Origin of the sequence: Phyllobacterium trifolii (assembly GCF_014192095.1) — a bacterium.
In the GTDB taxonomy this organism is placed as follows: Bacteria; Pseudomonadota; Alphaproteobacteria; order Rhizobiales; family Rhizobiaceae; genus Phyllobacterium; species Phyllobacterium trifolii.
On record NZ_JACHXN010000010.1, the window covers coordinates 61,091 to 87,743 of the forward strand.

Sequence of the window (26,653 nt, forward strand, 5' to 3'; positions counted from 1 at the left end):
TGTTAGACGCGGAGCTCAGGCCACCATGACATCATAGCGACGGAATATCTCATCTGATGTCAGGATGGTGAGATTTTCCACCTGCGCCTGAGCAATAAGGAGCCGGTCGAATGGATCCCGATGGTGATCGCCGAGATGCTCCGTGCGCGCGGCATGGTCTTCATTGACCGCGAGAAATGGAATATTACGCGATTTCACAGCATCGACGATATCGCCGTTCAGGAAAAGCTTACCCAACGCTCGCTTGATGGCGATCTCCCATATAGACACAGCGCTCACAATAAGGTCTTCACCTTGATGCAGTATTTCCCTCTGCCGTATGGAAAGTCTGGGATCATCACTGACGGCCCACAGCAATACGTGCGTATCGATAAGATAGAGCGGACGGCTCACTTCACATACTCGTCCCACTCGGGACCAAGTTTATCGAAATCATCGGATATTTCTATTTGCCCCTTCATCGCGCCTATCAAACTACCAGGCTTTTTATGCGGATCAGACAAGGGGGAAATCGTGGCAACAGCTTTGCCATGTCGTGTGAGCACAATCTCCTCGCCCGACTGCGCGCGGGTAATCAGTTCCGAAAATTTCGCTTTGGCTTCAGCGATAGAGATGTTCACAGCAAAACTCCTTATGACCATAATTTAGGTCATAATCGAGCGGAATGCAACTGTTGAACTACTCCGCTGCCGCGATTTTTATCACGCCGCGGCGAATCTGGTCCTCCTCGATCGACTCGAACAAAGCACGGAAATTGCCTTCGCCAAAACCTTCGTCCCCCTTGCGCTGGATGAACTCGAAGAAAATCGGTCCGATTACGGTCTTTGAGAAAATCTGCAGCAAGATCTTCGTCATGCCACCATCGACGACGCCTTCGCCATCGATGAGAATTCCGTGCTTCTTCATCCGCCCGATCGGCTCATCATGGCCGTTTACGCGGTCGTGTGATTTCTCGTAATAGGTCTCGGGCGGTCCCGGCATGAACTTCAGCCCGTTATCGGCGAGCTTGTCGGTCGCGTCAAAGATCGCCTCCGTCCCCACAGCGATGTGCTGGATGCCTTCGCCCTTGTACTTGCGCAAATATTCCTCGATCTGACTTTTGTCGTCGGTCGATTCATTCAACGGGATGCGGATCTTGCCGCAGGGCGAGGTTATCGCGCGCGAAACCAGCCCGGTAAATTTACCGGCAATGTCGAAGAAATGGATCTGTTTGAAGCCGAAGAGTTCGCGATAGAACGCCCACCATCTGTCCATATTGCCGCGATAGACATTATGGGTGAGGTGATCGAGATAATAGAATCCGACACCTTCCGGCTTCGGGTCGCGCTCGCCAAGCCATTCGAACTCCGCATCGTAGACAGAGCCCTTGTCGCTGTAGGTTTCGATGAAATACAGCATCGATCCACCAATGCCGACGATCGCCGGAACATCCAGCGTCTTGTCGTCGCCCTCATAGGGTGTCGCGCCCTTGGCAACCGCATGGCTGTAGGCATGCTTGGCATCCACGACCCGCCAGGCCATGGAAGGGGCACAGGGGCCATGCTTGTCGACGAACTTCGTCGCATGCGAACCCGGCTCGGCATTGAGAATGTAGTTGATGTCGCCCTGGCGCCAGACGGTGATGTTCTTGGTCTTGTGGCGGGCCACAGGCACATAACCCATGCGCGCAAACAGCTCTTCGAGCTGCTCCGGCTCCGGATGAGAGAATTCAACGAATTCGAAACCGTCCGTCCCAGCGGGGTTATCCTTGCTGATCGTGGCTTTCGGTGCGTCGTGCGGAAACGGGCCCATATCATCCTCCATGCGGTGACCGCCATTATCGCGCAAACCGCTTGCAATGTGCTTGCATTTCAACGCTCCATAGGCGTATATTTCGCATGTTTCGTGCAAAAATATGATATAAGATGCATACATGCAGCAACTTGATCCATCTGACCGCAAGATTCTCATTTGCCTGCAGGAAGATGGGCGGCTGACCAACAATGAGCTTTCCGAGCGCATCAACCTCTCGCCGTCGCAATGTTCGCGCCGCCGCACGCGGCTGGAGGAAGAGGGCTATATTCGCGGCTACCGGGCGGAGATCGACCGGGAAAAGCTTGGTCTCGGTATCGTCAACATCATCTCTGTGACACTGGCGACGCACAATCGGGACAACGCACAGCGCTTTTCGGAACTCATCTCGAAACTGCCTCAGGTCATGGAAGCCCACGCTCTGACTGGAGAGATGGATTATTTCATCAAAGTGGTGACACCGGACCTGCGCGGACTTTCGACATTCGTCAATGAGGTTCTGCTGCCGCATGAATCCGTCCAGCATGTCAAAACCGCCATCGTACTAGATACGCTGAAGGAAGATGGCCGTCTGCCGATTTGAGGCGCCTATGCTTTCAGGATCGCTTTAACGCCCCGCATGACTTGTTGCAGGGTCGCTTGCGTCACACTACCAAGTTTGTCGGCATGTGAAATTTCAATCGTTGCGACCTTGGCCGGTCGAATGACCGAAGGTGCGGGCAACCCCGCATCCTGATGGCGCGGAATTGGAACATCGCCCACCCAAGGCCTGTTTTCCGCGCTTGTGATCATCAAAACCCAGAGAAGTTCATGATGGTCGCCAATTCCGCCATCGGAAATAACCAAGGCCGGCCGGTGCTGGCGGGTGTTTCGATCCGTGTATGGAAACGGAACACGTACAACGTCGCCAGCCTCAAAGGTTGGCATAGGCTTTTTTGTCCGCTTCGCTGTCCCATTCCGAGAATGTTGCAAACGGGTCATCGCCATGCGCACCCGTTTCTGTGCGCATGAGAATGACGCGGCCATCCTCGATCTGGTAGGCGATTTCGTCACCGGGCCTCAGATTGAGTGCCATGCGTACCGCTTGCGGTATCGTCGTCTGCGCCTTGCTCGTCATTTTGCTGGTAATCATGGGCACATCTCCTTATGAAAATAAATGTAAGGAATTTCCTTACAAAATGCAAGGAAGCGCTAGAGATACAGCGCCTTCCGCACCATCGGATAGACCTGGGCATGGCCGAGCATATAGGCCGTGATTGTTTGCGCGTCGAACAGTCCATGAAACGCCCGGCCGAGAATATTCATTCCGCCTGCATAAGCACCGAAAGCCGGCATGATCATGCGCGAGCGGTCGCTGACGAAACAGCGGCGCTGCACCGACTGCCCGCGCCGAACCACCTTGGCGGCGGGGTGCAAATGTCCTGCGATCTCGCCGGAGCAGGGAGTTTTCGAGGGTTCGTGCCGAAAGACCAAATTACCCAAGGCCAGCTCCGTGAATGTCTCGCCCGGCAAGTCCGCCGGGTGTTCCGGGTCATGATTGCCGGTGATCCATATCCACTCGCGCCCCTCCATCAATGTAGCGAGTTCCGCCGCGTAGAGTGCGGGCAGGCGCGCTGCCGCTTGGCCATCGTGAAAACTGTCGCCGAGGCTTATCACGCAGGTTGGGTTGTAGCGCGCGATAATCTTCGCAAGCGCGGCCAGTGTCGTTGCCGTGTCATAGGGTGGCAGCAGCATGCCGCGCCGGGCAAATGACGAGCCCTTCTCGAAATGCAGGTCGGAGACAATGAGGATGCGGTCACTTTCGAGATAAAGAGCACCCGACGGATCGCAAACACCGCTGTGCCTTGCAACGGTCACTTCGGCTGCGCCATGCAAGGCTGTCTTGATCGTCTGAAACACCGGCGTCATTTATGATCCATCATTTCCCGGGTCAACTCGTCGGCGATCTCTTCCAGAAGCGTCTCATGCGCTTCACCGGGGACACGTTCCTTACCGATTTCCATCATCACGGGAACGGCAAAAGGCGAGATCTGGTCGAGGTTCTTGTGAACGATATGACCCTTGATTCGGCTTAGCATATCGCTCAAACGCCGAATGTCGAGAAGACCCGTTGCGGCATCGGCGCGCGTCGCCTTAATGAGGATGTGATCGGGCTCGTGCTCACGCAGCACGTCGTAAATCAGGTCGGTCGAAACCGTCACTTGCCGTCCGGATTTTTCCTGTCCGGGATGACGTTTTTCAACCAGGCCGGAGATGAGCGCGCAGTTGCGAAAGGTGCGCTTCAGCATGAAGCTCTCCGACAACCAGGTTTCGAGATCGTCACCGAGCATGTCCGCGTCGAAGAGCTCCGATAGCGGCAATTCGCCATTTTTGAACATCCGCCCCATGTCGCGCAGACCCCAGATCGATACGGCGTAGTCGGTCGCGATAAAGCCGAGCGGCCGCGCCTTGGCGCGTTCCAGCCGCCGGGTGAGCAGCATGCCCAGCGTCTGGTGTGCCAGCCTGCCCTCAAACGGATAGATCACCATGTAGGACCGCTCGCCGCGCGGAAAGGTTTCGACAAGCAGGCTGCCCGGCTGCGGCAGCACGGATTTCTCCTTCTGGATACGCAGCCAGTCGCTGACCTGATCAGGCAAGGCACCCCAACGGGCGGGATCAGCCAGCATTGCTCGAACCTGGCTTGCAAGATAGGTAGACAAAGGAAACTTACCTCCTTCATAGGACGGTATCTTGGCGTCGAACCCTTCCGCGTTTGTGACAATGCATTCGTTCTCGCGAATACCTTCAAAGCGCAGCACGCGGCCGGAAAAGAAGAAGGTCTCGCCTGGACTGAGCGACTCGACGAAATACTCCTCCACCTTGCCGAGCACCGGCCCCCCACGCACATTGCCGCCCTTGCCTCGCTGGCGGGTGAGCCGCACGTTGAGGCTCGGCGCCTCGATAATGGTACCGACATTCAACCGGTATTGCTGGGCAAAGCGCGGGTGGGTCACGCGCCAGGTGCCATCCGCGGTCTGCTTGATCTTGGCGAAGCGTTCATAGCTTTTCAGTGCATACCCGCCGGTCGCGACGAAATCGACGATACGATCGAAAGTTTCGCGTGGCAGCGACGCATAGGGCAGGGCGGTGGTGACTTCAGCGTAGAGATCGTCCGCCCGGAACGGCTCGGCGCAGGCCATGCCGAGCACGTGCTGCGCCAGCACGTCGAGCGAACCGTCACCCAGCGGCGGGGTATCCTGCGCACCGATATAATTGGCGTCGAGTGCCGCCTGACATTCCATCACCTCGAAGCGATTGGCCGGAACGAGGATCGCGCGCGAGGGTTCGTCCATGCGGTGGTTGGAGCGGCCGATGCGCTGCGCGAGGCGGCTTGCACCCTTGGGTGCCCCGACATGAATGACGAGATCAACGTCGCCCCAGTCGATGCCGAGATCGAGCGTCGATGTCGCGACCACCGCCCGCAAGGCATTGGCTGCCATGGCCTGCTCCACCTTGCGGCGCTTGCCAACATCGAGCGAGCCGTGATGCAGCGCGATCGGCATATTGTCGTCGTTCGCCATCCAGAGATCATGGAACAGCCGCTCCGCCTGGCTGCGCGTATTGACGAAGATCAGTGTCGTGCCATGCCGCTTGATCGCATCGTAGATGCCAGGCAGCGCATACACCGCCGAATGCCCGGCCCATGGCACATGATCGTCCGATTCCAGAATGGTGATGTGCGGTTTTGCGCCGCCCTCGACGGTGACAAGGCTGGCCATTGGTGCATCGCTTGTCTGCGGCAGGAGCCAGCGCCGCAACCCATCCGGGTCGGCGACTGTGGCGGAAAGTCCGATCGTCTGCACACCCGGCTGCAGGCGCCGCAGCCTCGCCAGCCCGAGAGACAAAAGATGGCCCCGCTTGGACGTAACAAGGGAATGCAACTCATCGAAGATCACATAGCGCAGGTCCTCGAAGAAGCGCCCGGCATCCTTGGCCGCGATCAGAAGTGCCAGTTGTTCAGGCGTCGTCAGCAATATATCCGGCGGCGCCAGTTTCTGCCGCTGCCGTTTATAGGCGGGCGTATCGCCGGTGCGCGTCTCGAGCGAGATATCCAGCCCCATCTCCGAGATAGGCTTTTCGAGGTTGCGATGAATATCGACAGCCAGCGCCTTCAGAGGCGAGATATACAGCGTATGGATGCCGCGGCTTGACGCATTGCTCTTGCCGCGCTGCGCCAGATCGACCAGCGCCGGCAGAAATCCGGCCAGCGTCTTGCCCGCGCCTGTCGGTGCGATCAGGAGGGTCGAATTTCCCTGTTCCGATTCCTGCAACAGTGCAAGCTGATGGGCGCGCGGCGACCAGCCCTTCGACTGAAACCAGTTCAGGAAGGAGGGTGGCAGAAGAGGGGTGCCGATCTCGGCCAGGGGCGATTTGCTGGTGCTCACTGCAGCGAATGTAGTTGTGCGGCCTCAAAGCGCCAAGACATTGTTTGTCAGGATTGCGCGGAGCCAAATGCGGCCTATGTTCGTTAGGTGGTAAATCCGAGGAATGTCTTGCTGAAACGTCCCGAAGCTCTGCTGTGTTCGACGCCTGCCGGCCTCTATTCCCCGGCCGGTGATTTCCATATTGATCCGGTTCGTCCCGTCGAGCGTGCATTGATCACCCATGGCCATTCCGACCACGCCCGCTCCGGCCACCGCAAGGTGATGGCGACGCAGCAGACGCTCGACATCATGGACTTGCGCTACGGCGCGAATTTCGCCGGTGAAACACAGGCTGCAGAGCTTGGCAAATCCATCGAAGTCAATGGTGTCAGCGTCAGTTTTCACCCCGCAGGCCATGTGCTCGGTTCGGCGCAGATTGCTGTGGAGAAGGACGGCATGCGTATTGTCGCCTCTGGCGACTACAAACGCCGCGCCGATCCGACATGCCTCGGTTTCGAACCCATCGCTTGCGATGTCTTCATCACCGAAGCAACCTTCGCGCTGCCGGTCTTCCGCCACCCCGACAGCCGCGACGAGATCGCCAAGCTTTTGAAATCCGTCGAACAGTTCCCCGAGCGCTCGCATCTCGTCGGTGCCTATGCGCTCGGCAAGGCACAGCGGGTCATCCGCATGCTGCGCGATGCCGGCTATGACCGGACCATCTATATTCACGGCGCCCTTGAGAAGCTCTGCAACTACTACCAGTCGCAAGGCATCGATCTCGGAGCTCTGGCACCGGCGACAACCGAGACAGGCAGCGTGCAGGATTTCGCCGGCGCTATCGTCATCGGGCCGCCCTCGGCCTTTCTCGATCGCTGGGCGCGGCGTTTTCCCGATCCGGTCTCGTGCTTTGCCTCGGGCTGGATGCGAATCCGCCAGCGGGCGCGCCAGGGTGGTGTCGAACTGCCGATCATTCTTTCCGACCATTGCGACTGGGACGAGCTTACCGGCACGATCACCGAGCTTGGACCGCGCGAGGTCTGGGTCACGCACGGACGCGAGGAAGCTTTGGTGCGCTGGTGCGAGCTGAACGATTTTGCGGCGCGACCGCTGCATCTCGTTGGCTACGAAGACGAGGGCGATTGAATGGAGGAATTCGCTCAACTCCTTGATCGGCTGGTCCTCACCCCCGCGCGCAACGGGAAGCTGACGCTTCTCGTTGACTATTTCCGCGATACGCCTGATCCGGATCGTGGCCTCGCGCTTGCCGCCATCACCGGCGATCTCAACATCGCCAATGTCAAGCCCGCGATGATCCGTGCCTTGATCGCCGAGCGTATGGACGAGCAGCTTTTTGCCTATTCCTATGATTACGTCGGCGATCTCGCCGAAACCATTTCGCTGGTCTGGTCAACGGATGAACCGCTCCGCGCCAATGCCGTGCCGACGCTCGGCGATATCGTCACTTCTCTGGAACATGCATCCCGTAGCGACGCCGTACGCCTGGTTGAAAAATGGCTGGACCAGCTCGATGCATCTGCCCGGTATGCGCTGCTGAAGCTCGTCACCGGCGGCATGCGCATCGGGGTTTCAGCCCGGCTTGCCAAACAAGCGCTCGCACAATTCGGCGAAGTCGATGTCACTGAGATCGAAGAGCTGTGGCATGGCCTGAAGCCGCCCTACCAACCGCTATTCGCCTGGCTGGAGAAGACTGCCGACAAGCCGGAAAGCCTTGCCGCGGCGCCATTCCGCCCGGTCATGCTGTCGACGCCTCTGGAGGAACCGGACTATGCCAGAATCAGTGCGGAGGATTATGCCGCCGAGTGGAAGTGGGATGGCATTCGCGTGCAATTGACTGCGGAGGGTGGCCAACGCCGTATCTATTCGCGCACCGGCGATGACATCTCCCATGCATTTCCCGACATTGCCGATTTCATGAGTTTCGAGGGCACGCTCGACGGCGAATTGCTCGTCGCGCGCAGCGTCGATACAGGGATAGAGGTCGGCGCTTTCGGCGATCTGCAGCAGCGTCTCAACCGCAAGACTGTCTCGGCAAAGCAGTTGGAAAGCCATCCCGCCTTTGTCCGGCTCTACGATCTGCTTTTTGACGGCAAGGAGGACATCCGAGCATTTCCATTTGACGAGCGGCGCACCCGCCTCGAAGCCTTCGTCAAACACCTAGAACCAACGCGCTTCGATCTTTCACCACTGGTCCCTTTCGAGAACTTCGAGGACCTCGTCGAACTGCGCAAGAACCCGCCGCATCCGATCATCGAAGGGCTGATGCTGAAGCAGCGCTCATCGGCCTATGTGCCGGGCCGGCCAAAAGGTCCGTGGTTCAAATGGAAGCGCGATCCCTTCATCATCGATGCCGTGCTTGTTTATGCCCAGCGTGGCCACGGCAAGCGTTCGAGCTATTATTCGGACTATACTTTTGCCGTCTGGACAGGACCGGAAACCGAGCCATACCTGGTTCCGGTCGGCAAGGCCTATTTCGGCTTTACCGATGAAGAGCTGAAACAGCTCGACGCCTTCGTGCGCAACAACACGACCGAGCGTTTCGGCCCCGTGCGCTCCGTGCGGGCCGAGCCCGAACATGGCCTTGTGCTTGAGGTGGCATTCGAAGGCCTCAATCGCTCCAAGCGGCACAAATCCGGCGTCGCGATGCGGTTTCCACGCATTTCGCGCCTGCGCTGGGACAAGCCGCCCATAGAAGCCGACCGGCTGGAAACGCTTGAAGCCCTGCTGCGCGATTCAGAAACCATGGATTGAAATCCGCATGAGGAACATGTCGTCGTGCCCGCGCGTTGCTGATGGTCAACATGGCGAGAACGCGATAAGGGTCGAGGTGTGATTGTCATTCTGCAGGGATATGCAGCTATCAGATGAGCGGTTCCGACGTCGAAAAGCCCGTCATTGTCCTGTTCCGTCACGATCTGCGGCTCGGTGACAATCGCGCGCTTTCTACTGCATCGGATAGCGGAAAACCGGTCATTCCGGTATTTTTGCTTGACGAGAGGGTTAGCGGCAACAGCCGTCCCACCGGCGGTGCCCGCCGCTGGTGGCTGCACCATTCGCTGACCGCGCTGGACTTTTCACTGCAGGCGCTCGGTGCTCCGCTCGTGCTCAAACGCGGCCGGACAGAGGAGGTCGTCAGCACGCTGATCAATGAAACGGGCGCCGATATGGTTGTATGGAACCGCCGCTACGACCCGCCCGGCGCCAAAATTGATGAGGCGCTGCAGGCTCAACTCCCACACCAAGCCATTGCATCGAAGAGCTTCGAGGGCCACATCCTCCACGAACCGTCTGCACTCAAGACGGGGTCCGGCGGGCCCTATCGAGTCTACACGCCCTTCTGGCGCGCGCTGAATTCCATGCCCGATCCACGAGACCCGTTGCCCCCGCCGCGCGCGCTGAAGCGTTGGCCTCACGGGCCGACTTCCGACAAGCTCGACGATTGGGTCCTGCTGCCGAAGCATCCGGACTGGAGCAAAGGATTTGCCGAGGTTTGGGTCCCTGGCGAGCACGGCGCCCTCGATCGGCTGCACACGTTCCTCGATGACAAGATCCGGGATTATCCTGAGGATCGCGACAGGCCGGATATAGAAGCGACGTCACGCTTGTCGCCGCACCTTGCCCATGGTGAAATTACGCCGTTCCAGATCTGGCACGCTACGAAAATCCCGATGCACGATGGAGAGCGCGCGGGGGCCTCGAAGTTTCGCCAGGAAATTGGCTGGCGCGAGTTTTCCTATTATCTCCTGTGCAACAACCCAAAACTGGGCTCGGAAAACTACAACACCGCTTTTGATGTGTTCCCCTGGGAGAACCGGCCGGACCAACTCAGTGCGTGGAAACACGGCAAGACCGGTTATCCGATTGTCGACGCCGGCATGCGGCAGCTGTGGCAGACCGGCTGGATGCATAACCGCGTGCGCATGATCGTTGCCTCGTTCCTGATCAAGCATCTGCTCATCGATTGGCGGAGCGGGGAAGGGTGGTTTTGGGATACGCTCGTCGACGCGGACGCGGCGAACAACGCTGCGAGCTGGCAATGGGTAGCTGGTTCCGGCGCAGACGCGGCACCTTATTTCCGCATTTTCAATCCTGTCCTGCAGGGCGAAAAATTCGACCCGAAAGGCGACTACGTGCGCGAATTCGTGCCGGAGCTCGCCGCACTGCCGGACAAGTACCTTCACCAGCCCTGGACTGCGCCCGAAGACACCCTTAAAAAGGCAAAGGTCGACCTCGGCAAAACCTATCCGGAGCCCATTGTCGACCATCAGCGTGCCCGAAAACAGGCCCTGGCGGCCTTCGAAAAGACCCGGTAGCCCGGTTTTCCACACAATCCGGAGAATTTGCCGTCCACACCACGCTATGCCGCATTTTCCACGAAAAACGCCGGAAAAAGGCACCTTGGTCCATATGGTGCAACAATTCGTTGACGTTCCCGTAACCCCCTCCTTGAAAAAATATTACTACGAAAGCATTAGCCCCTGCTTGCGTTTGGCCATTTTTTGGCCTTTGTTCATGCCTTCGCAATTCTCTTAGAGGGGAAGGAACAGAAAAATGACCTTAATGAAACTGAATCTCCGTGCGGCATTGCTGCTCGGATCGCTGATGCTGGGCGCAAGCCCCGCCTTGGCCGAAATGGTGCTCCATCGTGGCAATAGCGGCGAGCCGCAGACCCTCGACCAGTCGCAGACTTCCATCGATATCGAAGCCTTCATCGTCAAGGACCTTTATGAGGGCCTGACCGTCTATGATGCGAACGGCAAGATCGTGCCGGGCGCAGCCGAAAGCTGGACCGTTTCGGACGATGGCACGGTCTACACGTTCAAGATCCGCGACAACGCCAAGTGGTCCGATGGATCGCCAGTGGTTGCCGAAGACTTCATCTTCTCGATGCGCCGCGTCGAAGATCCGAAGACCGCAGCTGGCTATGCGAACATTCTCTATCCCATCAAGAATGCCGAAGCGATCAACAAGGGGACCGTTCCCGTCGATCAGCTTGGCATGAAGGCCATCAACGACAAGACGCTCGAGATCACACTGGAGCGCCCGACCCCCTTTTTCATCGAACTTCTGTCGCACCAGACAGCGCTCCCGATCAACAAGGCAAGCTTCGAAAAGAACGGCGCTGATTTCGTCAAGCCAGGCAAGCTCGTCGGCAATGGCGCATTCAAGCTTACCGAACACGTGCCGAACGATCACCTGACCGTGGTCAAGAACGAAAACTACTGGGATGCCGCCAACGTCAAGCTCGACAAGGTCATCTTCTACCCGCAGGAAGATCAGGCTGCAGCCGTCCGCCGTTATGAGGCCGGGGAGCTCGATCTCGTCTATAACTTCTCCACCGATCAGATCGATCGCCTGCGCAAGGCAAATCCGAAACAGGTTCATGTGACACCTGCCTTCGCCACATACTATTATCCTTTCGACACACGCACCGAGCCATTCAACGATGTGCGTGTTCGTCGGGCCCTTTCCATGTCGGTCGATCGCGATTTCCTCTCGCACGATATTTTCAACGACTCGAAAATGCCGATTTATTCGCTCGTTCCTCCGGGTCTCGAAAACTATGGCGAACCCTCGAAGGCCGATTTTGCCAGCATGTCCCAGCTTGATCGTGAAGACAAAGCAGTGGAGTTGATGAAGGAAGCCGGATATGGCGAAGGCGGCAAGCCTTTGAATATCGAGATCCGCTACAACACCAATCCGAACCACCAGAAGGCAGCGACCGCCGTTGCCGACATGTGGAAGAAGACCTTCGGCGCCAATGTGACGTTGATGAATCTCGATATCAGCGCCCACTACGCCTATCTGCAGGAAGGCGGAAAATTCAATGTCGCGCGCGCCGGCTGGACTGCCGACTATGCCGATGCCGAAAACTTCCTCAACCTCAACGTCAGCAGCAACAAGACCTTCAATTACGGACACTATGAAAATCCGGAATTCGATGCGCTGATGAAGAAGTCCTACGAGGAACGCGACCCGGCAGCCCGCTCGAAGATCCTGCACGAAGCTGAAGCTTTGATCATGCGCGACCAGCCAATTGCTCCGCTGGTCAACGACGCCAATTTCTGGCTCGTTGCTGACAAAGTCCAGGGCTGGGGCGACAACGGCAACAACGAACATCTGAGCAAGTACCTGAGCATCAAGGAATAAGACTGAAAATGCGCAATCCGGATTATCCGGGTTGCGCATTTCATATGCTCAGGCCCCATGTTTTTGCTTTCCGCCAGACCACTCAGATCAGGAATATGCTCCCGCCGCCTCTCATGATGAGACGGGCGAATGGAAGTTCTTGAACTTTGCAACGGAACGCAGTTCTCTGGGGATTATCGTGTGAGCGTGCCTGACGGGCACGTCAACAGGAAGAGTTAAACTCGATGTTCCACTTTGTCCTCCGCCGTCTGGCGAGCGCAGTGCCGACACTGTTCATTGTCGTCACTCTATCCTTCTTCCTCATGCGTTTTGCACCAGGAGGACCCTTCAATCTGGAACGGCCGCTGCCGCCGGCGACGATGGAAAACCTGATGAAGGCCTACCATCTCGATCAGCCGCTGTGGAACCAGTATCTGCAATATCTGAAGAATGCGGTCACCGGCGATTTCGGTCCAAGCTACATCTACAAGGACAACACAATCGCCGAACTGATCGGCAAGGGTTTGCCTTACTCGATCACGCTCGGCTCCTATGCGTTGTTGCTTGCGCTTTTTGGCGGCGTGATTATCGGCACGATTGCCGCCCTCCGGCAAAACAGCTTTCTCGATTTCCTCATCATGTCCATTGCAACGGTCGGCGTTACGGTGCCGAACTTCGTTGTCGGTCCGGTACTCACACTGGTTTTCGCTGTCCTGCTGTCGTTGCTGCCCGCGGGTGGCTGGGGGGACGGCTCCTGGCGCTTCCTCATCCTGCCGATGATTGCGCTTGCCCTGCCGCAGCTCGCCGTCTTTGCACGGCTGACGCGCGGCTCGATGATCGAGGGACTGCACACGGACCACATCCGCACCGCGCGCGCCTATGGACTACCACCACGTGTGGTGGTCATCACCCACGCCATGCGGGGCGCGCTGCTTCCTGTCGTATCGTATCTGGCGCCATGCGCCGCCGCGCTGCTGACGGGTTCTGCCGTCGTTGAATCGATTTTCACCATTCCCGGCGTCGGTCGATATTTCGTCTTGGGCGCCATCAATCGCGATTACACGCTCGTCATGGGAACTGTCGTTCTCGTCGCGATCTTCGTCATCGTCTTCAACCTTCTGGTCGATATTCTCTACGGCCTTCTTGACCCGAGGGTTCGCCATGACTGATCTGAGCGGTATTCCCACCACAATCATCCCGCCCGAAGAGTCAAAAGGGCGCAGCCTGTTCCAGCTCGCGGTTATTCGCTTCCGCCGCAATTATGCAGCCATGGCCGGCTGCGTCGTGCTGTTGCTGATCACCCTGTTCTCCTTCTTCGGACCCTACGTCATCAGTCATAAATATGACGAGGTTTTCCCCTCCTACGTCAACGTCCCGCCAAGCCTGGAAGCCTTGCCCAGGGCCGACACACTCGACGGCGTCATGAAGGGTGTTGCCGATCGGGCTCGCGTTGAACTGCGTGAGTTTGCCGTGGATGGCAATACGTTCACCGCGACGATCCACGCGGACAAGGCCATCGATCCGCGCTCGACCCGCTATTTCGACCGCGCCAACGAGTTCGACAATACGCAGGTCACCGCCACCGAAGAGGATGGCAAGACCCTCAAATTGACGGGCGACGTCAAGCGCGAATATTTCCTTTTTGGCACCGATCAAAACGGCCGTGACCTGATGGCGCGTGTCATGCTGGGTGGACAAATCTCGCTCACGATCGGCTGTCTCGCCAGCCTCGTATCGCTGTTCATCGGCGTCATCTATGGCGCCATATCCGGCTATCTGGGCGGCCGCGTCGACAATGTCATGATGCGTCTCATAGAAATCCTCTATTCGCTGCCATTCGTCTTCCTCGTAGTGGTTCTGGTGGTGTTTTTCGGCCGGAGTTTCATCCTCATCTTTCTGGTGATCGGCGCAGTCGAATGGCTGGACATGGCGCGCATCGTGCGTGGTCAGACACTCGCCTTGAAGCGACGTGAATTCATCGGCGCGGCGCAGGCCCTCGGCTTGACGGACTGGCAGATCATCCGGCGCCACATCATCCCGAATACGATTGGGCCGGTCGTTATCTTCGTCACGGTGGTTGTACCGAAAGTGATCCTGCTTGAAAGCTTCCTGTCCTTCCTCGGGCTCGGCGTTCAGGAGCCGCTCACCAGTTGGGGTGCACTGATCTCGGCGGGTGCCGACAAGATGCAGTCTTCGCCGTGGTACCTGATTTTCCCCGCCATCTTCTTCGTCGTCACGCTGTTCTCGCTGAACTTCATCGGCGACGGCTTGCGCGATGCACTCGACCCGAAGGACCGCTGAGATGGATATGCAAGCCAATGTATTGTCCGTACGCGGCCTCAAGGTCGATTTCACCACGCCGGACGGCGATGTCAAGGCAGTCAAAGGCATCGATCTCGATGTAAAACCGGGTGAAACGCTTGCAGTTGTGGGCGAATCCGGTTCCGGCAAGAGCCAGACCATGATGGGTATCATGGGCCTCTTGGCCAACAATGGCCGCGTCACCGGCTCGGCCAAATATCGCGGCCAGGAGCTGATCGGTTTGCCGCTCAAGGGCCTCAATGAGGTGCGCGGCGCCAAGATCACAATGATCTTCCAGGAGCCGATGACCTCGCTCGATCCGCTCTATACCATCGGACGGCAGATCGCCGAACCCATCGTCCATCACAAGGGGGTGAGCTTCAAACAGGCGAAGGTGCGCGTGCTTGAATTACTCAAGCTCGTCGGCATTCCCGATCCCGAACGCCGCATCAATTCCTATCCGCACGAAATGTCCGGTGGCCAGCGCCAGCGCGTCATGATCGCCATGGCGCTCGCCAATGAGCCGGATCTCCTCATCGCCGATGAGCCCACCACAGCTCTCGATGTGACCATCCAGGCGCAGATCCTCGACCTGCTGCGAGAACTGCAGAAGCGTTTTGGCATGGCGATCGTGCTCATCACCCACGACCTCGGCATTGTAAAACATTTCGCCGATCGCGTCGTCGTCATGCGTCGCGGCGAAGTTGTGGAGCGCGGCGATATCGAGCAAATATTCGAGCATCCAAAGGAAGACTATACCAGAATGCTGATCGATGCCGTGCCGAGCGGTGCCAAGGAGCCGCCGGAAGACAGCGCACCGATCATCCTCGAGGGCCGCAATGTGGCGGTGGACTTCGCCATCGGAGGTGGATTCTTCACCAGGGCGACCAAGCTTTTTCGGGCCGTCGATGGTGTTACGGTCCGGCTGAAACGCGGACAGACCATCGGCATCGTCGGCGAATCCGGTTCCGGCAAATCGACGCTCGGGCGGGCGCTGCTGCGGCTTCTGCCAAGCAGCGGCCACTATCATTTCGGCGACAAGAACATCTCGAATTTCGACCGCTCGGCCATGCGGCCACTGCGCAAGGAATTGCAGCTGGTGTTCCAGGACCCCTATGGATCCTTGTCGCCGCGGCAGACTGTCGGCGAGATCATCACCGAAGGCCTCCGTATCCACGAGCCGCAATTGTCGCGTGCCGAACGGGACAAGCGTGCCATCGCGGCGCTGAAGGAGGTCGGGCTCGATCCGGCCGCGCGCAACCGCTATCCGCATGAGTTTTCCGGCGGCCAGCGTCAGCGCATCGCTATCGCCCGCGCCATGATCCTGAAGCCGAAAGTGGTCATTCTCGATGAACCCACATCGGCACTCGACCGTTCCGTACAAGGTCAGGTGATCGAGCTCTTGCGCGATCTGCAGGAGAAGCATGGCCTCTCCTACATCTTCATCAGCCACGATCTGGCGGTGATCAAAGCGATGTCGGACTATGTGATCGTGATGAAGAACGGCAAGATCGTCGAGGAAGGCGAAACGGAGGATATTTTCGATACTCCCCATAACACCTATACCAAGACCCTTTTGGCGGCTGCATTCGATCTCGAGTGATTGGGTCTTGCATTTGATAAGGGAAGAGCTCATTTTATAGACAGTTTCGTCTATACGTATAGACGCGGAGATATAGAATGGCGTTTTCCATAAAAGACAAGGCGACTGACGAAGCCGTCAGGCGCTTGGCAAGATTGAAGAATACCAGCCTGACGGAGGCTATCCGCGAGGCCGTGGTGCACGAGTATGATCGTATTTCTGACAAAACACCGTTGCTGGACAAATTGGCTGAGATATCCGCTCGCTACAGGTCCTATCCGAAGACTGGCCTTGAAGCGGATAAAGCGTTTTTCGATGAGCTTTCTGGTGACGAATGATATTCATCGACGCATCGGCAATAATTTCCATCCTTGATGAAGAAGACGACGCCTCGTCGCTGGCGGTGCGCTTGGCAGGAGCCTCGACAGTATTTGTCTCACCTATGGCGCTCTATGAAGCCGTGACTGGCCTCGCCCGAAAACGGGTGTGTCCCATCGATGAGGCACAGGAAATGGTCGATGATTTCATGACGGCCACTCAGGCACGAGTCGTCGACATCACCGCAGAGATCGGCAGGAATGCTGTCCAGGCGTTCAACACCTTCGGTCGCGGGCGGCACAAGGCCGCTCTCAACATGGGCGATTGCTTCGCCTACGCCTGCGCCAAGGCGCATGACCTGCAGCTATTGTGCAAAGGCAACGATTTTCCTTTTACGGATATCGAAATCGCCTGAGTAAGAGGGTGCGTTGAGCGATCAGGACGAGTCGAAAACGGTAGTTTTCGAGAACCGGAGCGGAACGTACTTGAAGTACGTGAGCACCGGATCGCAGAAAAATGCCGTTTGCAGACCGTCATGGCGTGAATATCAACACACCCTAGAGCTCGTTGCGCCACGGCGGGTTGGCGCCAGCGCGCGAAACAGTCACCGCCGCCGCCTTGACACCCAAGGTCAATGCACCGCGGATCTGGGCTTCGGTCAGGGTGGTCAAGGCGGATTTCACCAGCACCCCGGCCTCCTGCAGCGAGGTCAAAACGCCCGCGGTAAAGGTATCGCCGGCGCCGACCGTATCGACGACCGGTACGCGCTGCGCTGCGACATGCACCGTGAGATCGGCGGTATAGCCGGTCACGCCGTCCGCACCATGGGTGACGAGGATCACCTTCGGTCCCTGCTGATCTGCCGGGACGATCCAGCGGCGGGCAATCTCGTCCATGGTGCCGCTCTCGCCGAACCAGCGCATGTCTTCATCCGAAATCTTGACGATATCGGTCATGGCAATCATGCGGCGCATGCGGGCGAGGTGCTTCTCCTTGTCGGGGATAAAACCTGGCCGGATGTTCGGATCGAGAATGATCACGCGCTTGTCATGCTCGCGCGCCATCAGCGCCTCATAGGTCGAGCCGCAAGGCTCCGGGATCAGGCTGATCGCGCCGAACTGCAGCGCGGTGACATTGTCATCGAGCGCTGGCAGATGTTCGATCGCGAGCGAGCGCCCCGCGCTGTTCTCATCATAGAACATATAGCTTGCCTGGCCATCGGTCAGACGCACGAAGGCAAGCGTAGTGGGCTGCTGCGAGATATGCGCATAATGTGTGCCGACATGATTGGCGGTCAGGCTGTCGAGCAGCATCTGGCCGAAGAAGTCAGAGGAAATCCCCGAGAAGAATTCGGTCGGAACGCCAAGGCGCCCCAGCGCGATTGCCGTATTGAACACGGCGCCGCCGACATAGGGTGCAAAGGCAGGTTCGCCCTCGGCGCTCTTCCGCTGCAGCATGTCGATCAGTGCTTCTCCGCAACATAAAATCATTTCTAAATCTCTTTTCCTGGATAAATGACACCCTTGCGGATGATGATATTGGCATAAAGCCGTGGCTCGCCCGTCGCAATGATGGTGTGGGCGTTTCTCACACGCGCATAAAGCGCATCGCCATCAAGCGCAACCAGCGCAAAGCCCGGCACGCGCCGGGCACATACCGCTTCCATTTCATCGTGGACTGGATCGGCCAGCGGAGCTTTGCCCTTCACCGACGCGCGAAACAGCGCTTGCGGCACGAAGTCATCGACCGGCAGCACCTGCAATATGGCATCGAGCAACGGGACCAGCGGCAGGCCATCGGCGCGGATCAGACGTCTTGCATGTTCAAGCGCCGGATAATTGCCGTCGACAAGCGCGATCTCATCGCCGTGCCCCATGGCGCGCAGTGTCGCCAAAAGCTCAGGCCCCAGCATGGGCGGAATACCGATAAGCACTTAACTGCCCTTCCTGAAAAGCTTCTGTCCCAGAAGATACCGGTCCGACAGCGGCAGACTGGCGGCGCCGAGCGCTCTTGCGTGAATGCCGACCGTTCCTTCGAAGATCGCCGGCAATTGAATGCCTTCGAGATCGAATGTCTCGACATGTCTGCGCACCGCATCGACGATCCGCGCCCGCACGCTTGCCGGCATCCAGCCATCGATGATGGCGGCCTCGAAGTCCACCACCGAGGACGACGCGATGACGGCCTGTGCGATCGCTTTGCCCGCACGCTCGATCCATGCGTCAAGCTCCGCGCCCATCTCGCCCCAGTCTTCAGGAGAAGCCCAGAGCGGCGAGGGGTCCCGGCCAAGCTCGGTAACATCCCGTTCCAGCGCGGTGATCGACGCGATGTCAATCAGCTGGCGCGCAGTACCGTCCGGTCCCGGCACCGGCATCGAGCCCAGCGCACCAGCGTTGCCACTGCGGCCCGCATAAAGGCCGCCGTTGATAACGATGCCCCCGCCGATAAAGGAACCGATATAGAAATAGACGAAATCATTGACGTCCTTGGTCTGGCCGAACACAAGTTCGGCCCCGCAGGCGGCAGTCATGTCGTTCTGCAGATAAACCGGGAACGAACAAAGCGCCGCCACCTTCTCGCGGATATCACAGTCGCGCCATTCGTCCATGACCGTCTGCGGTGCGCCCACCGTATCGGCCCACTTCCACAATTCGAAGGGAGCGGCAATGCCAATTCCCGCGACCCGTTCGCGCTGCTTTGGCGTCAGCGCCTCCATCATCTGCGTCATGCCCGTGGCGGCGAAGCTGAAGATCGGTTCCGGCGTTGGATAATCATAAGGCATATGCAGCATGGAACGGATGCGGCCGAGAAAGTCGATCAGCACCAGGTCGGCACTGCGGCGTCCGATCTTCAGCCCAAAGAAAAATGCGCCTTCCGGATTGAGCGACATGGGGATCAATGGCTGGCCGATGCGTCCGCGCAGCGGCTCCTCTCGCGACAGGAGCTCGTCAGCTTCCAGCATGCGCATGATGATTGAGCTCGTCTGCGCCGAAAGTCCGGTCATCCGGGCGATGGCCGTCTTGGCGAGGCTGCCGTGCTGGCGCAGAAGCGAAAGCACCACGCGCTCATTATGATCGCGCATGCCACTTTGATTGGTACCGTGATGAAGCGTCAGCCTGGTTCCTCCCGTGCCGGAACGCTCCGATACTCGAATACTCAAGGACCTGGTCCTCCCATGAATATGGCGGACAATGGAGATATTGGGGAATGCTGTCAATATTAAATCAGAGTGATTTATTAATGTTGACACGTCGCGATGAGTGGTATTTGCTACGCTTCAACACTTGGCCGGAGGACTGTCTGGGGTGTTTACGAGGAACAGGGCGCGACTAGTGTCGGCCCGTCGCGCTGCCGCGCGATTTTTTGGGAGGAAGTGACATGCGTAGAAGCATTTATCTGAAATCAACCATCTTTAGCGCCGCCGCTGTGGCCATTGCTGCCTTTGCCGCTCCGGCCCAAGCCGCCGGTGTGGGCGCATGCCTCATCACCAAGACCGATACCAACCCGTTCTTCGTCAAGATGAAAGAGGGTGCCCTCGCCAAGTCGAAGGAACTCGGCGTTGACCTGAAGACCTATGCGGGCAAGATCGACGGCGACAGCGAAAGCCAGGTAGCAGCTATCGAGACCTGCATTGCCGATGGCGCCAAGGGTATCCTGATCACTGCGTCCGATACGGCCGGCATCGTTTCCTCGGTCAAGCAGGCACGCGATGCGGGCCTCCTGGTCATCGCTCTCGACACGCCGCTCGATCCGGCCGACGCAGCCGATGCCACCTTCGCCACGGACAACCTCCTCGCCGGCGAGCTAATCGGCAAATGGGCTGCCGGGACACTCGGCGACAAGGCCAAGGACGCCAAGATCGCTTTCCTTGATCTGACCCCGTCGCAGCCAACCGTCGACGTTCTGCGCGACCAGGGTTTCATGAAGGGCTTCGGCATCGATGTCGTCGATATCAACAAGATCGGCGACGAAAAGGATCCGCGCATCGTCGGCCATGACGTGACCAACGGCAATGAAGAAGGCGGCCGCAAGGCTATGGAAAACCTTCTGCAGAAAGATCCCGGCATCAATGTCGTTCATACGATCAATGAGCCTGCAGCTGCCGGTGCTTATGAAGCTCTGAAGGCCTTCGGCAAGGAAAAAGACGTCCTCATCGTTTCCGTCGACGGCGGCTGCCCAGGCGTGAAGAACGTCGAGGCCGGCGTGATCGGCGCGACATCGCAGCAGTATCCATTGCTGATGGCGTCGCTCGGCATTGAAGCGATCAAGAAGTTCGCCGACAGCGGCGAAAAGCCGAAGCCGACCGAAGGCAAAAACTTCTTTGACACGGGCGTTTCGCTCGTCACCGACAAGCCTGTCCAAGGCCTCGAATCCATCGACGTCAAGACTGGCACCAGCAAGTGCTGGGGCTGATTTAGCGCCTTATTTCTCCGTTTGTGGGAGAGAAAGGATTTTCTTGAATTTAGCCTCTTTGCCAAATTCATGGAAGATCCAGGCGAGGGGATTTGCAGTACACCAGCACTATCCCCTCTCTTGCGATTTCTAGCACTTAGAAATCGCTTTCTCCCCGCAAGCGGGAGATAATCGGCATCCTCGCGCATAAGAACTCCACCGTATAAATGTCCCTGTCGGACTGCTATGAATATTTACAGGAGGTCACATTATGACAGACACACCGCAAACGCCTCGAACGCCTCAAGAATTCGAAAGCGCGGTGGCACGGGAAACCGCTGTTGCCAGCTTCGACACCCATGAGAAAAGTCTTCTCGAAAGGATCCGGCATTTTCTTCATTCCAGCCCGGCTTCCGTTCCCCTCATCGTTCTGGTGCTGTCGCTGGTGATCTTTGCGGTCATTGTCGGCTCGCGCTTTTTCACTCCGTTTGCGCTGTCGCTCATCCTGCAGCAGGTGGCTATCGTCGGCATTGTCGGCGCTGCCCAAACCCTGGTCGTGCTGACCGCAGGTATCGACCTTTCGGTCGGCGCCATCATGGTGCTGACGTCGGTCATCATGGGTCAGTTCACCTTCCGCTATGGCATGCCGGTCGAGTTGGCCATCCTGTGCGGGATCGCGCTAGGTGCCCTGTGCGGCTTCATCAATGGCGTCCTCATCGCCTATCTCAAGCTGCCACCCTTCATCGTCACGCTCGGTACCTGGCAGATCTATCTGGCGACGACCTATATCTATTCAGCCAACGAGACGATCCGTGCCCAGGATATCGAGGCGAACGCCAAGCTCCTGCAATTCTTTGGCGAAAAGGTGCCCATAGGCGGCGCCACCTTCACCTATGGCGTCTTCATCATGATCCTGCTGATTGCCATACTCTGGTATGTGCTCAACCACACCGCCTGGGGCCGCCATGTCTACGCCATCGGCGATGATCCGGAGGCGGCAAAACTCTCCGGTGTCAGCACCAAGCGCGTGCTCATTGCTGTCTACGTGCTCGCCGGTCTCATCTGTGCGCTGGCCGGCTGGGTATCGATCGGACGCAACGGCTCGGTTTCCCCGCAGATCGGCCAGTTCGCCAATATCGAATCCATCACCGCTGTGGTGATCGGCGGCATGTCGCTGTTCGGCGGACGCGGCTCCATCATGGGCATGCTCTTCGGCGCATTGATCGTCGGCGTCTTCTCCTTCGGTATGCGCATGTACGGTACCGACGTTCAATGGACGTATCTCATCATCGGTGTATTGATCATCCTGGCTGTCGCTATCGACCAGTGGATCAGAAAGGTAGCAGGCTGATGTCAAGAGAACCCATTCTTACCGCACGCGGACTGGTCAAGCGCTACGGCCGCGTCACAGCACTCGATCACGCGGATTTCGACCTCTACCCGGGCGAAGTGCTTGCCGTGATCGGCGATAACGGTGCCGGAAAATCATCACTGATCAAGGCGATTTCCGGCGCAGTACGTCCGGATGAAGGCGAGATGACGCTGGAGGGCAAGCCGATCCATTTTCGCTCGCCCATGGAAGCACGCGACGCCGGGATCGAAACCGTCTATCAGAACCTGGCACTCTCACCGGCGCTATCGATTGCCGACAACATGTTTCTCGGCCGCGAAATCCGCAAGCCGGGCGTCATGGGCAGCTGGTTCAGGATGCTCGACCGCAAGGCGATGGAAAAGAAGGCGCGGGACAAGCTCACCGAGCTCGGCCTGATGACCATCCAGAACATCAGCCAGGCAGTGGAGACACTTTCCGGCGGTCAGCGGCAGGGCGTTGCGGTGGCGCGTGCCGCGGCCTTCGGCTCGAAGGTCGTCATCATGGACGAGCCGACGGCAGCGCTCGGCGTCAAGGAATCCCGCCGGGTCCTCGAACTCATCCAGGACGTCAAAAAACGCGGATTGCCGATTGTGCTCATCTCGCACAACATGCCACACGTTTTCGAAGTGGCCGACCGCATCCACATCCACCGTCTCGGCAAGCGTCTTACCGTGATCAATCCGACGGAGTATACGATGTCGGATGCCGTCGCCTTCATGACGGGCGCCAAGGCACCGCCGCCCAGCTAAAACGAGGCGAATTTGGATGGAAACGATGGCGCTGGTTATCTCTCCCCTAGTGGGAGAGATAACCTGGCGCCACTTAAGCGACTACAGTTAAAGGATTTTTTTGAGAAATGAAGCGTTCTGAAGTCAATGAGATCATCCGCGAAAGCGACAAGTTCATCCGTTCGTTCGGCTATGTCATGCCGCCTTTCGCCTATTGGTCTCCGGAAGAGCTGAAGACCCGCACCGCAACCGATTCGAAGGCCATCCTGCAGGCGCGCCTCGGCTGGGACATCACCGATTACGGCCAGGGCAAATTCGACGAACTTGGGCTTTTCCTCTTCACCACGCGTAATGGCAATCAGGAAGACCTGAAAAAGGGCGGCGGCATGCTATACGCCGAGAAGATCATGATCAGCCGCGAGAAGCAGCTGTCGCCGATGCACCGCCATATCGTCAAGGCGGAAGACATCATCAATCGCGGCGGCGGCACATTGGTGCTCGAGCTGTTCAACTCCAATTCCGACGGCAGCGTCGATGAGAAGACCGACGTTGAGGTCGCAACGGACGGCCGCATCGTCCGCCAGAAGGCAGGTGGTCTCTTGAAGCTGCAGCCGGGTGAGAGCGTCACGCTTCTGCCGGGAAACTGGCATGCATTCTGGGGCGAGGGCGGCGACGTGCTGATTGGCGAAGTCTCCACGGTCAATGACGATCTCACCGACAATATCTTCCGCGAACCGATCGGCCGTTTCTCCTCGATCGACGAGGACGAGGTACCGCTGCATTTGCTGGTCTCCGACTACGACAAATGGCTGGCGTGACAATTCCCGATATGCGCTGACGGCTGATGCCGATTTATCTCTGCCCTTGCGGGAGAGAAAGTGATTTCAGCATCTTAGCCCTTGCTAAGTGCTAGAAATCACAAGAGAGGGGATTTGCTTCACTGAACTCCCCCTCTCTTGGATTTTCTAGGGATTTAGCAAATGTTAAATCCAAGAAAATCCTTTCTCCCCCACAAGGGGGGAGATACAACCTACAGTATCGAATATCCCAATGAGCACACAACCATGCTGACTACCCTCGAAGATCTGGTTCCGGAGATACTTGCCCGGGCGGCAGGTACTCCTCGCTTGATCGTGGCGATTGCCGGTCCTCCCGGATCCGGCAAATCCACCGCGTCCGCCTCGCTTTGTGCGGCCATCAACTTGCGAGAAGCGGACGCAGCGGTAGTCGTGCCGATGGATGGGTTTCATCTCGACAATGCCATTCTCGACGCGTTGGACCTGCGCAAGCGCAAAGGCTCACCGCCGACCTTCGACGTTGCCGGTTTCGAGGTGCTGTTGCGGCGGCTGCGCGAGACACGCGAAGACGTCGTCATACCGCTGTTCGACCGCAAGCTCGATCTGGCGAGGGCAGGGGCCGGCATCGTCAAGGCGGATCAGCGCATCCTCCTCGTCGAAGGCAACTATCTCCTTCTCAACCAGCCGCCATGGGACCGGCTGGCGCCACTCTTCGACCTGACGATCTTCCTCGACGTCGACCGGCTCGAACTTGAAAACCGGCTGGTGCAGCGCTGGCTCGCCCACGGCCATAATGTCGGCTCGGCTCAGGCACGTGCCTTGTCCAATGACATGCCCAATGCGGAACTGGTGCTCGAGGAGTCGAGGGCGGCGGATTATACCGTCAAAAACTGAGTTTTAAGATAGAGAGCGAAAACCAGAACATTTTTCGCACGAACTTCGACGATTCCTGCACAAGAAGTTCCGAAACTGGTGCAAGAATGTGCGATTCTGCCGCAGAATTTTCAACCAGTACGGGAAATTTGGTTGTGCCTGGTAGCATTCTCGGTCCCTTGACTTTCACCCTTGCAAGATGACAATCCTGCTCCACCAATACCGTTCCAATAGTGGAACTTTCCGTGTGAGTTTCCTGCCATGATGCCCTCTGCCATATTTCCGGATCTGAAAGACCGTTCCGTACTCATTACCGGGGGAGGGTCGGGCATCGGTGCCGCGCTCACCGAAGGCTTCATCGCCCAAGGCTCGCGTGTTGCCTTTATCGATATCGCCGAGGAGGCCTCGCAGGCCCTCGTAGATTCCCTGGACAAGCAGTACGGCAACCGGCCCCTTTACCTAAAAGCGGACCTTTCCAACATCGAAGCCCTGCGGAACGCGATTGCGCAAGCCATTGATAGCAATGGACCAATTACAGTTCTCGTCAATAACGCGGCTTGGGATGACCGGCACGATATCGACGATGTGACAGTCGAGTATTGGGACAAGAACCAGTCGATTAATCTGCGTCCGCAGTTTTTTGCGGCACAGGCGGTCGTGCCCGGCATGCGTCAATCGGGTGGCGGTTCGATCATCAATTTCACCTCGACCTCCTTCATGATCAACCAGGGCAACCTGCCGGCCTACACGGCGGCCAAGGCTGGAATCATTGGCCTTACCAAGGGGTTGGCGGGGCGGCTCGGACCGGAAAAAATTCGCGTCAATGCCATCGCACCGGGCTGGGTGATGACTGATCGCCAGCGCTCTCACTGGGTCACGGAGGAAGGCCTCCGGGTCCATCTCAACAAGCAGGTTCTGCGCGAGGAAATCCTGCCCGGCGACATGGTCGGACCGTGCCTTTTCCTTGCCTCCGACGCTGCCCGCATGCTCAGCGCCCAGACGCTGATTGTTGACGGTGGTTACCTGTGAGCAACGCGGCCTGTTATGCGCTAAGTGATTGGGGAACAAGCCGTTTTCGCCTTTGGCTTGTCGACTGTAACGGGCATGTTCTAGCTGAGAAACGCTCCGATGACGGCCTCGATACATCCCGTGCTCGTGGTTTTACGGAGACGCTGGAAGGCCATTTGTCAGCGCTTGGTGCGCCTGCTGATCTGCCCGTCATCATCTGCGGAATGGCCGGATCGCGGCAGGGTTGGGTCGAAGCCAATTACGTCCCGGTTCCGGCCGATCTGAAGGCCATCCTTTCCGGCGCAGTGAGGATCGAAGGCATCGCCCGCGATGTGCGCATCATTCCCGGACTGTCGCAATCCGGGAGCTCTCCGAATGTCATGCGCGGCGAGGAAACCCAACTGCTCGGCGCGATCCTTGATCGCACCTTATCCAATGGAATCATTGCGATGCCGGGGACGCACTCCAAGTGGGTCACATTGGAAGAGGGGAGGGCGAAGAGCTTCTCCACCTACCTTACGGGCGAACTTTACGCGCTGCTCGCCTCGCAATCGATCTTGCGCCATTCCGTTGGTGATGCCGCGACATCCGCTTCGCCGGACCATCCACAATTCGAGGCTGCCGTCGAACTCATGTTGTCCGGTAAACGGATGCTTGGCGAACTCTTCGGTATTCGTGCCGCCATGCTTCTCGATAATTTATCCCCGGAAGGCGCTGCATCGCGTCTGTCGGGTCTGCTCATCGGCGCGGAAATTGCTGGAGCCAAGGCGAAATCTGGAAGCAGGGTAACACTTGTGGCTTCCGGTGCGATGGCAGCGCTCTACGGCAAGGCGCTTCATATTGCCGATCTCGATTTCGATCTCGTCGACGCCGACGAAGCCGTGAGGAAGGGCCTTTTCGTAGCCGCCTCCAGCATTTGGCCGGCCAAAGGATAGTTC

27 protein-coding genes are annotated in these 26,653 nt (G+C 58.0%); 17 read left to right on the plus strand and 10 right to left on the minus strand.

Going from position 1 to position 26,653, the window contains the following annotated elements; genetic code table 11:
* Positions 1-15: 15 nt before the first annotated feature.
* Genes FHS21_RS16075 through hppD form a run of 3 tightly spaced genes read right to left on the minus strand, consistent with a single transcriptional unit; the run spans position 16 to position 1,791 of the window.
* Positions 16-393, minus strand: coding sequence for a type II toxin-antitoxin system VapC family toxin (locus FHS21_RS16075; protein ID WP_112531521.1), 378 nt, complete (start codon positions 391-393; stop codon positions 16-18).
* Positions 390-620: a type II toxin-antitoxin system Phd/YefM family antitoxin gene (locus FHS21_RS16080; RefSeq protein ID WP_183662915.1), complete on the minus strand. Its 231-nt coding sequence runs from the start codon at positions 618-620 to the stop codon at positions 390-392. The genes FHS21_RS16075 and FHS21_RS16080 overlap by 4 nt, the downstream gene beginning before the upstream one ends.
* Before the next feature lie 58 nt (positions 621-678).
* Entirely contained in the window at positions 679-1,791 is a 1,113-nt protein-coding gene (gene hppD / locus FHS21_RS16085) for a 4-hydroxyphenylpyruvate dioxygenase (protein WP_183662917.1), read from the minus strand.
* Positions 1,792-1,912: 121 nt separating this feature from the next.
* Here hppD and FHS21_RS16090 point away from each other — a divergent pair, with 121 nt between their 5' ends.
* Complete coding sequence (locus tag FHS21_RS16090; RefSeq protein WP_112531520.1) at positions 1,913-2,374, plus strand: Lrp/AsnC family transcriptional regulator; 462 nt, start codon at positions 1,913-1,915, stop codon at positions 2,372-2,374.
* 5 nt (positions 2,375-2,379) lie between these two features.
* On the opposite strand, the gene FHS21_RS16095 is transcribed toward FHS21_RS16090, so the two are convergent.
* From FHS21_RS16095 to FHS21_RS16110, 4 genes are read right to left on the minus strand one after another with little or no spacing between them, the layout of a single operon-like run.
* Positions 2,380-2,718 carry a type II toxin-antitoxin system PemK/MazF family toxin gene (locus FHS21_RS16095; RefSeq protein WP_183662919.1) on the minus strand — a complete coding sequence of 113 codons (339 nt, stop codon included), beginning with the start codon at positions 2,716-2,718 and terminating at the stop codon, positions 2,380-2,382.
* Positions 2,705-2,923 (minus strand): AbrB/MazE/SpoVT family DNA-binding domain-containing protein, encoded by a 219-nt coding sequence (locus FHS21_RS16100; RefSeq protein ID WP_112531518.1) that lies wholly within the window; start codon positions 2,921-2,923, stop codon positions 2,705-2,707. The genes FHS21_RS16095 and FHS21_RS16100 overlap by 14 nt, the downstream gene beginning before the upstream one ends.
* A gap of 59 nt (positions 2,924-2,982) precedes the next feature.
* Complete coding sequence (gene pdeM, locus FHS21_RS16105; RefSeq protein ID WP_376772127.1) at positions 2,983-3,678, minus strand: ligase-associated DNA damage response endonuclease PdeM; 696 nt, start codon at positions 3,676-3,678, stop codon at positions 2,983-2,985.
* A gap of 17 nt (positions 3,679-3,695) precedes the next feature.
* Positions 3,696-6,215 (minus strand): ligase-associated DNA damage response DEXH box helicase, encoded by a 2,520-nt coding sequence (locus FHS21_RS16110; protein WP_183662924.1) that lies wholly within the window; start codon positions 6,213-6,215, stop codon positions 3,696-3,698.
* A 108-nt stretch (positions 6,216-6,323) separates the two neighbouring features.
* Between FHS21_RS16110 and FHS21_RS16115 the strand changes: the two genes are divergently transcribed.
* The 9 genes from FHS21_RS16115 to FHS21_RS16155 all read left to right on the plus strand — a co-directional run bounded on the left by FHS21_RS16115 (position 6,324) and on the right by FHS21_RS16155 (position 16,960).
* Entirely contained in the window at positions 6,324-7,340 is a 1,017-nt protein-coding gene (locus tag FHS21_RS16115; protein WP_183662929.1) for a ligase-associated DNA damage response exonuclease, read from the plus strand.
* On the plus strand, positions 7,341-8,966 hold the full coding sequence (locus FHS21_RS16120; RefSeq protein WP_183662932.1) for a cisplatin damage response ATP-dependent DNA ligase: 1,626 nt from the start codon (positions 7,341-7,343) through the stop codon (positions 8,964-8,966).
* A gap of 113 nt (positions 8,967-9,079) precedes the next feature.
* On the plus strand, positions 9,080-10,528 hold the full coding sequence (locus FHS21_RS16125; protein ID WP_183662934.1) for a cryptochrome/photolyase family protein: 1,449 nt from the start codon (positions 9,080-9,082) through the stop codon (positions 10,526-10,528).
* Positions 10,529-10,766: 238 nt separating this feature from the next.
* Complete coding sequence (locus tag FHS21_RS16130; protein ID WP_183662937.1) at positions 10,767-12,365, plus strand: peptide ABC transporter substrate-binding protein; 1,599 nt, start codon at positions 10,767-10,769, stop codon at positions 12,363-12,365.
* 224 nt (positions 12,366-12,589) lie between these two features.
* Positions 12,590-13,513: an oligopeptide ABC transporter permease OppB gene (gene oppB / locus FHS21_RS16135; protein WP_112531512.1), complete on the plus strand. Its 924-nt coding sequence runs from the start codon at positions 12,590-12,592 to the stop codon at positions 13,511-13,513.
* The gene (locus FHS21_RS16140; RefSeq protein WP_112531511.1) at positions 13,506-14,645 is read left to right on the plus strand and encodes an ABC transporter permease subunit; all 1,140 of its coding nucleotides are present in this window, start codon (positions 13,506-13,508) and stop codon (positions 14,643-14,645) included. The genes oppB and FHS21_RS16140 overlap by 8 nt, the downstream gene beginning before the upstream one ends.
* Entirely contained in the window at positions 14,620-16,248 is a 1,629-nt protein-coding gene (locus FHS21_RS16145; protein ID WP_183662940.1) for an ABC transporter ATP-binding protein, read from the plus strand. The genes FHS21_RS16140 and FHS21_RS16145 overlap by 26 nt, the downstream gene beginning before the upstream one ends.
* 77 nt (positions 16,249-16,325) lie before the next feature.
* Positions 16,326-16,565: a type II toxin-antitoxin system VapB family antitoxin gene (locus FHS21_RS16150; protein WP_112531509.1), complete on the plus strand. Its 240-nt coding sequence runs from the start codon at positions 16,326-16,328 to the stop codon at positions 16,563-16,565.
* A complete protein-coding gene (locus FHS21_RS16155; protein WP_210283541.1) occupies positions 16,562-16,960 on the plus strand; it encodes a type II toxin-antitoxin system VapC family toxin in 399 nt (132 codons plus the stop codon). The genes FHS21_RS16150 and FHS21_RS16155 overlap by 4 nt, the downstream gene beginning before the upstream one ends.
* Positions 16,961-17,102: 142 nt before the next feature.
* On the opposite strand, the gene FHS21_RS16160 is transcribed toward FHS21_RS16155, so the two are convergent.
* Genes FHS21_RS16160 through FHS21_RS16170 form a run of 3 tightly spaced genes read right to left on the minus strand, consistent with a single transcriptional unit; the run spans position 17,103 to position 19,627 of the window.
* Positions 17,103-18,035, minus strand: coding sequence for a carbohydrate kinase family protein (locus FHS21_RS16160; protein ID WP_112531508.1), 933 nt, complete (start codon positions 18,033-18,035; stop codon positions 17,103-17,105).
* Positions 18,036-18,037: 2 nt separating this feature from the next.
* Complete coding sequence (locus tag FHS21_RS16165; protein WP_112531507.1) at positions 18,038-18,478, minus strand: RbsD/FucU family protein; 441 nt, start codon at positions 18,476-18,478, stop codon at positions 18,038-18,040.
* Entirely contained in the window at positions 18,479-19,627 is a 1,149-nt protein-coding gene (locus tag FHS21_RS16170) for an ROK family transcriptional regulator (protein ID WP_112531506.1), read from the minus strand.
* A 314-nt stretch (positions 19,628-19,941) separates the two neighbouring features.
* Between FHS21_RS16170 and FHS21_RS16175 the strand changes: the two genes are divergently transcribed.
* From FHS21_RS16175 to FHS21_RS16205, 7 genes are all read left to right on the plus strand, one after another.
* Complete coding sequence (locus FHS21_RS16175; RefSeq protein WP_183663250.1) at positions 19,942-20,958, plus strand: sugar ABC transporter substrate-binding protein; 1,017 nt, start codon at positions 19,942-19,944, stop codon at positions 20,956-20,958.
* A 250-nt stretch (positions 20,959-21,208) separates the two neighbouring features.
* Positions 21,209-22,288: an ABC transporter permease gene (locus FHS21_RS16180; RefSeq protein WP_183662943.1), complete on the plus strand. Its 1,080-nt coding sequence runs from the start codon at positions 21,209-21,211 to the stop codon at positions 22,286-22,288.
* The gene (locus tag FHS21_RS16185; RefSeq protein ID WP_183662946.1) at positions 22,288-23,058 is read left to right on the plus strand and encodes an ATP-binding cassette domain-containing protein; all 771 of its coding nucleotides are present in this window, start codon (positions 22,288-22,290) and stop codon (positions 23,056-23,058) included. Before FHS21_RS16180 ends, FHS21_RS16185 begins: the two co-directional genes overlap by 1 nt.
* Before the next feature lie 107 nt (positions 23,059-23,165).
* Positions 23,166-23,855, plus strand: a complete 690-nt coding sequence (locus tag FHS21_RS16190; protein WP_183662949.1) for a D-lyxose/D-mannose family sugar isomerase — start codon at positions 23,166-23,168, stop codon at positions 23,853-23,855.
* A 246-nt stretch (positions 23,856-24,101) separates the two neighbouring features.
* Positions 24,102-24,728, plus strand: a complete 627-nt coding sequence (locus FHS21_RS16195; protein WP_183662953.1) for a nucleoside triphosphate hydrolase — start codon at positions 24,102-24,104, stop codon at positions 24,726-24,728.
* Between the two features lie 240 nt (positions 24,729-24,968).
* Complete coding sequence (locus FHS21_RS16200; protein WP_183662957.1) at positions 24,969-25,736, plus strand: SDR family NAD(P)-dependent oxidoreductase; 768 nt, start codon at positions 24,969-24,971, stop codon at positions 25,734-25,736.
* The gene (locus FHS21_RS16205; protein ID WP_183662960.1) at positions 25,733-26,650 is read left to right on the plus strand and encodes a 2-dehydro-3-deoxygalactonokinase; all 918 of its coding nucleotides are present in this window, start codon (positions 25,733-25,735) and stop codon (positions 26,648-26,650) included. The genes FHS21_RS16200 and FHS21_RS16205 overlap by 4 nt, the downstream gene beginning before the upstream one ends.
* Positions 26,651-26,653 lie beyond the last annotated feature (3 nt).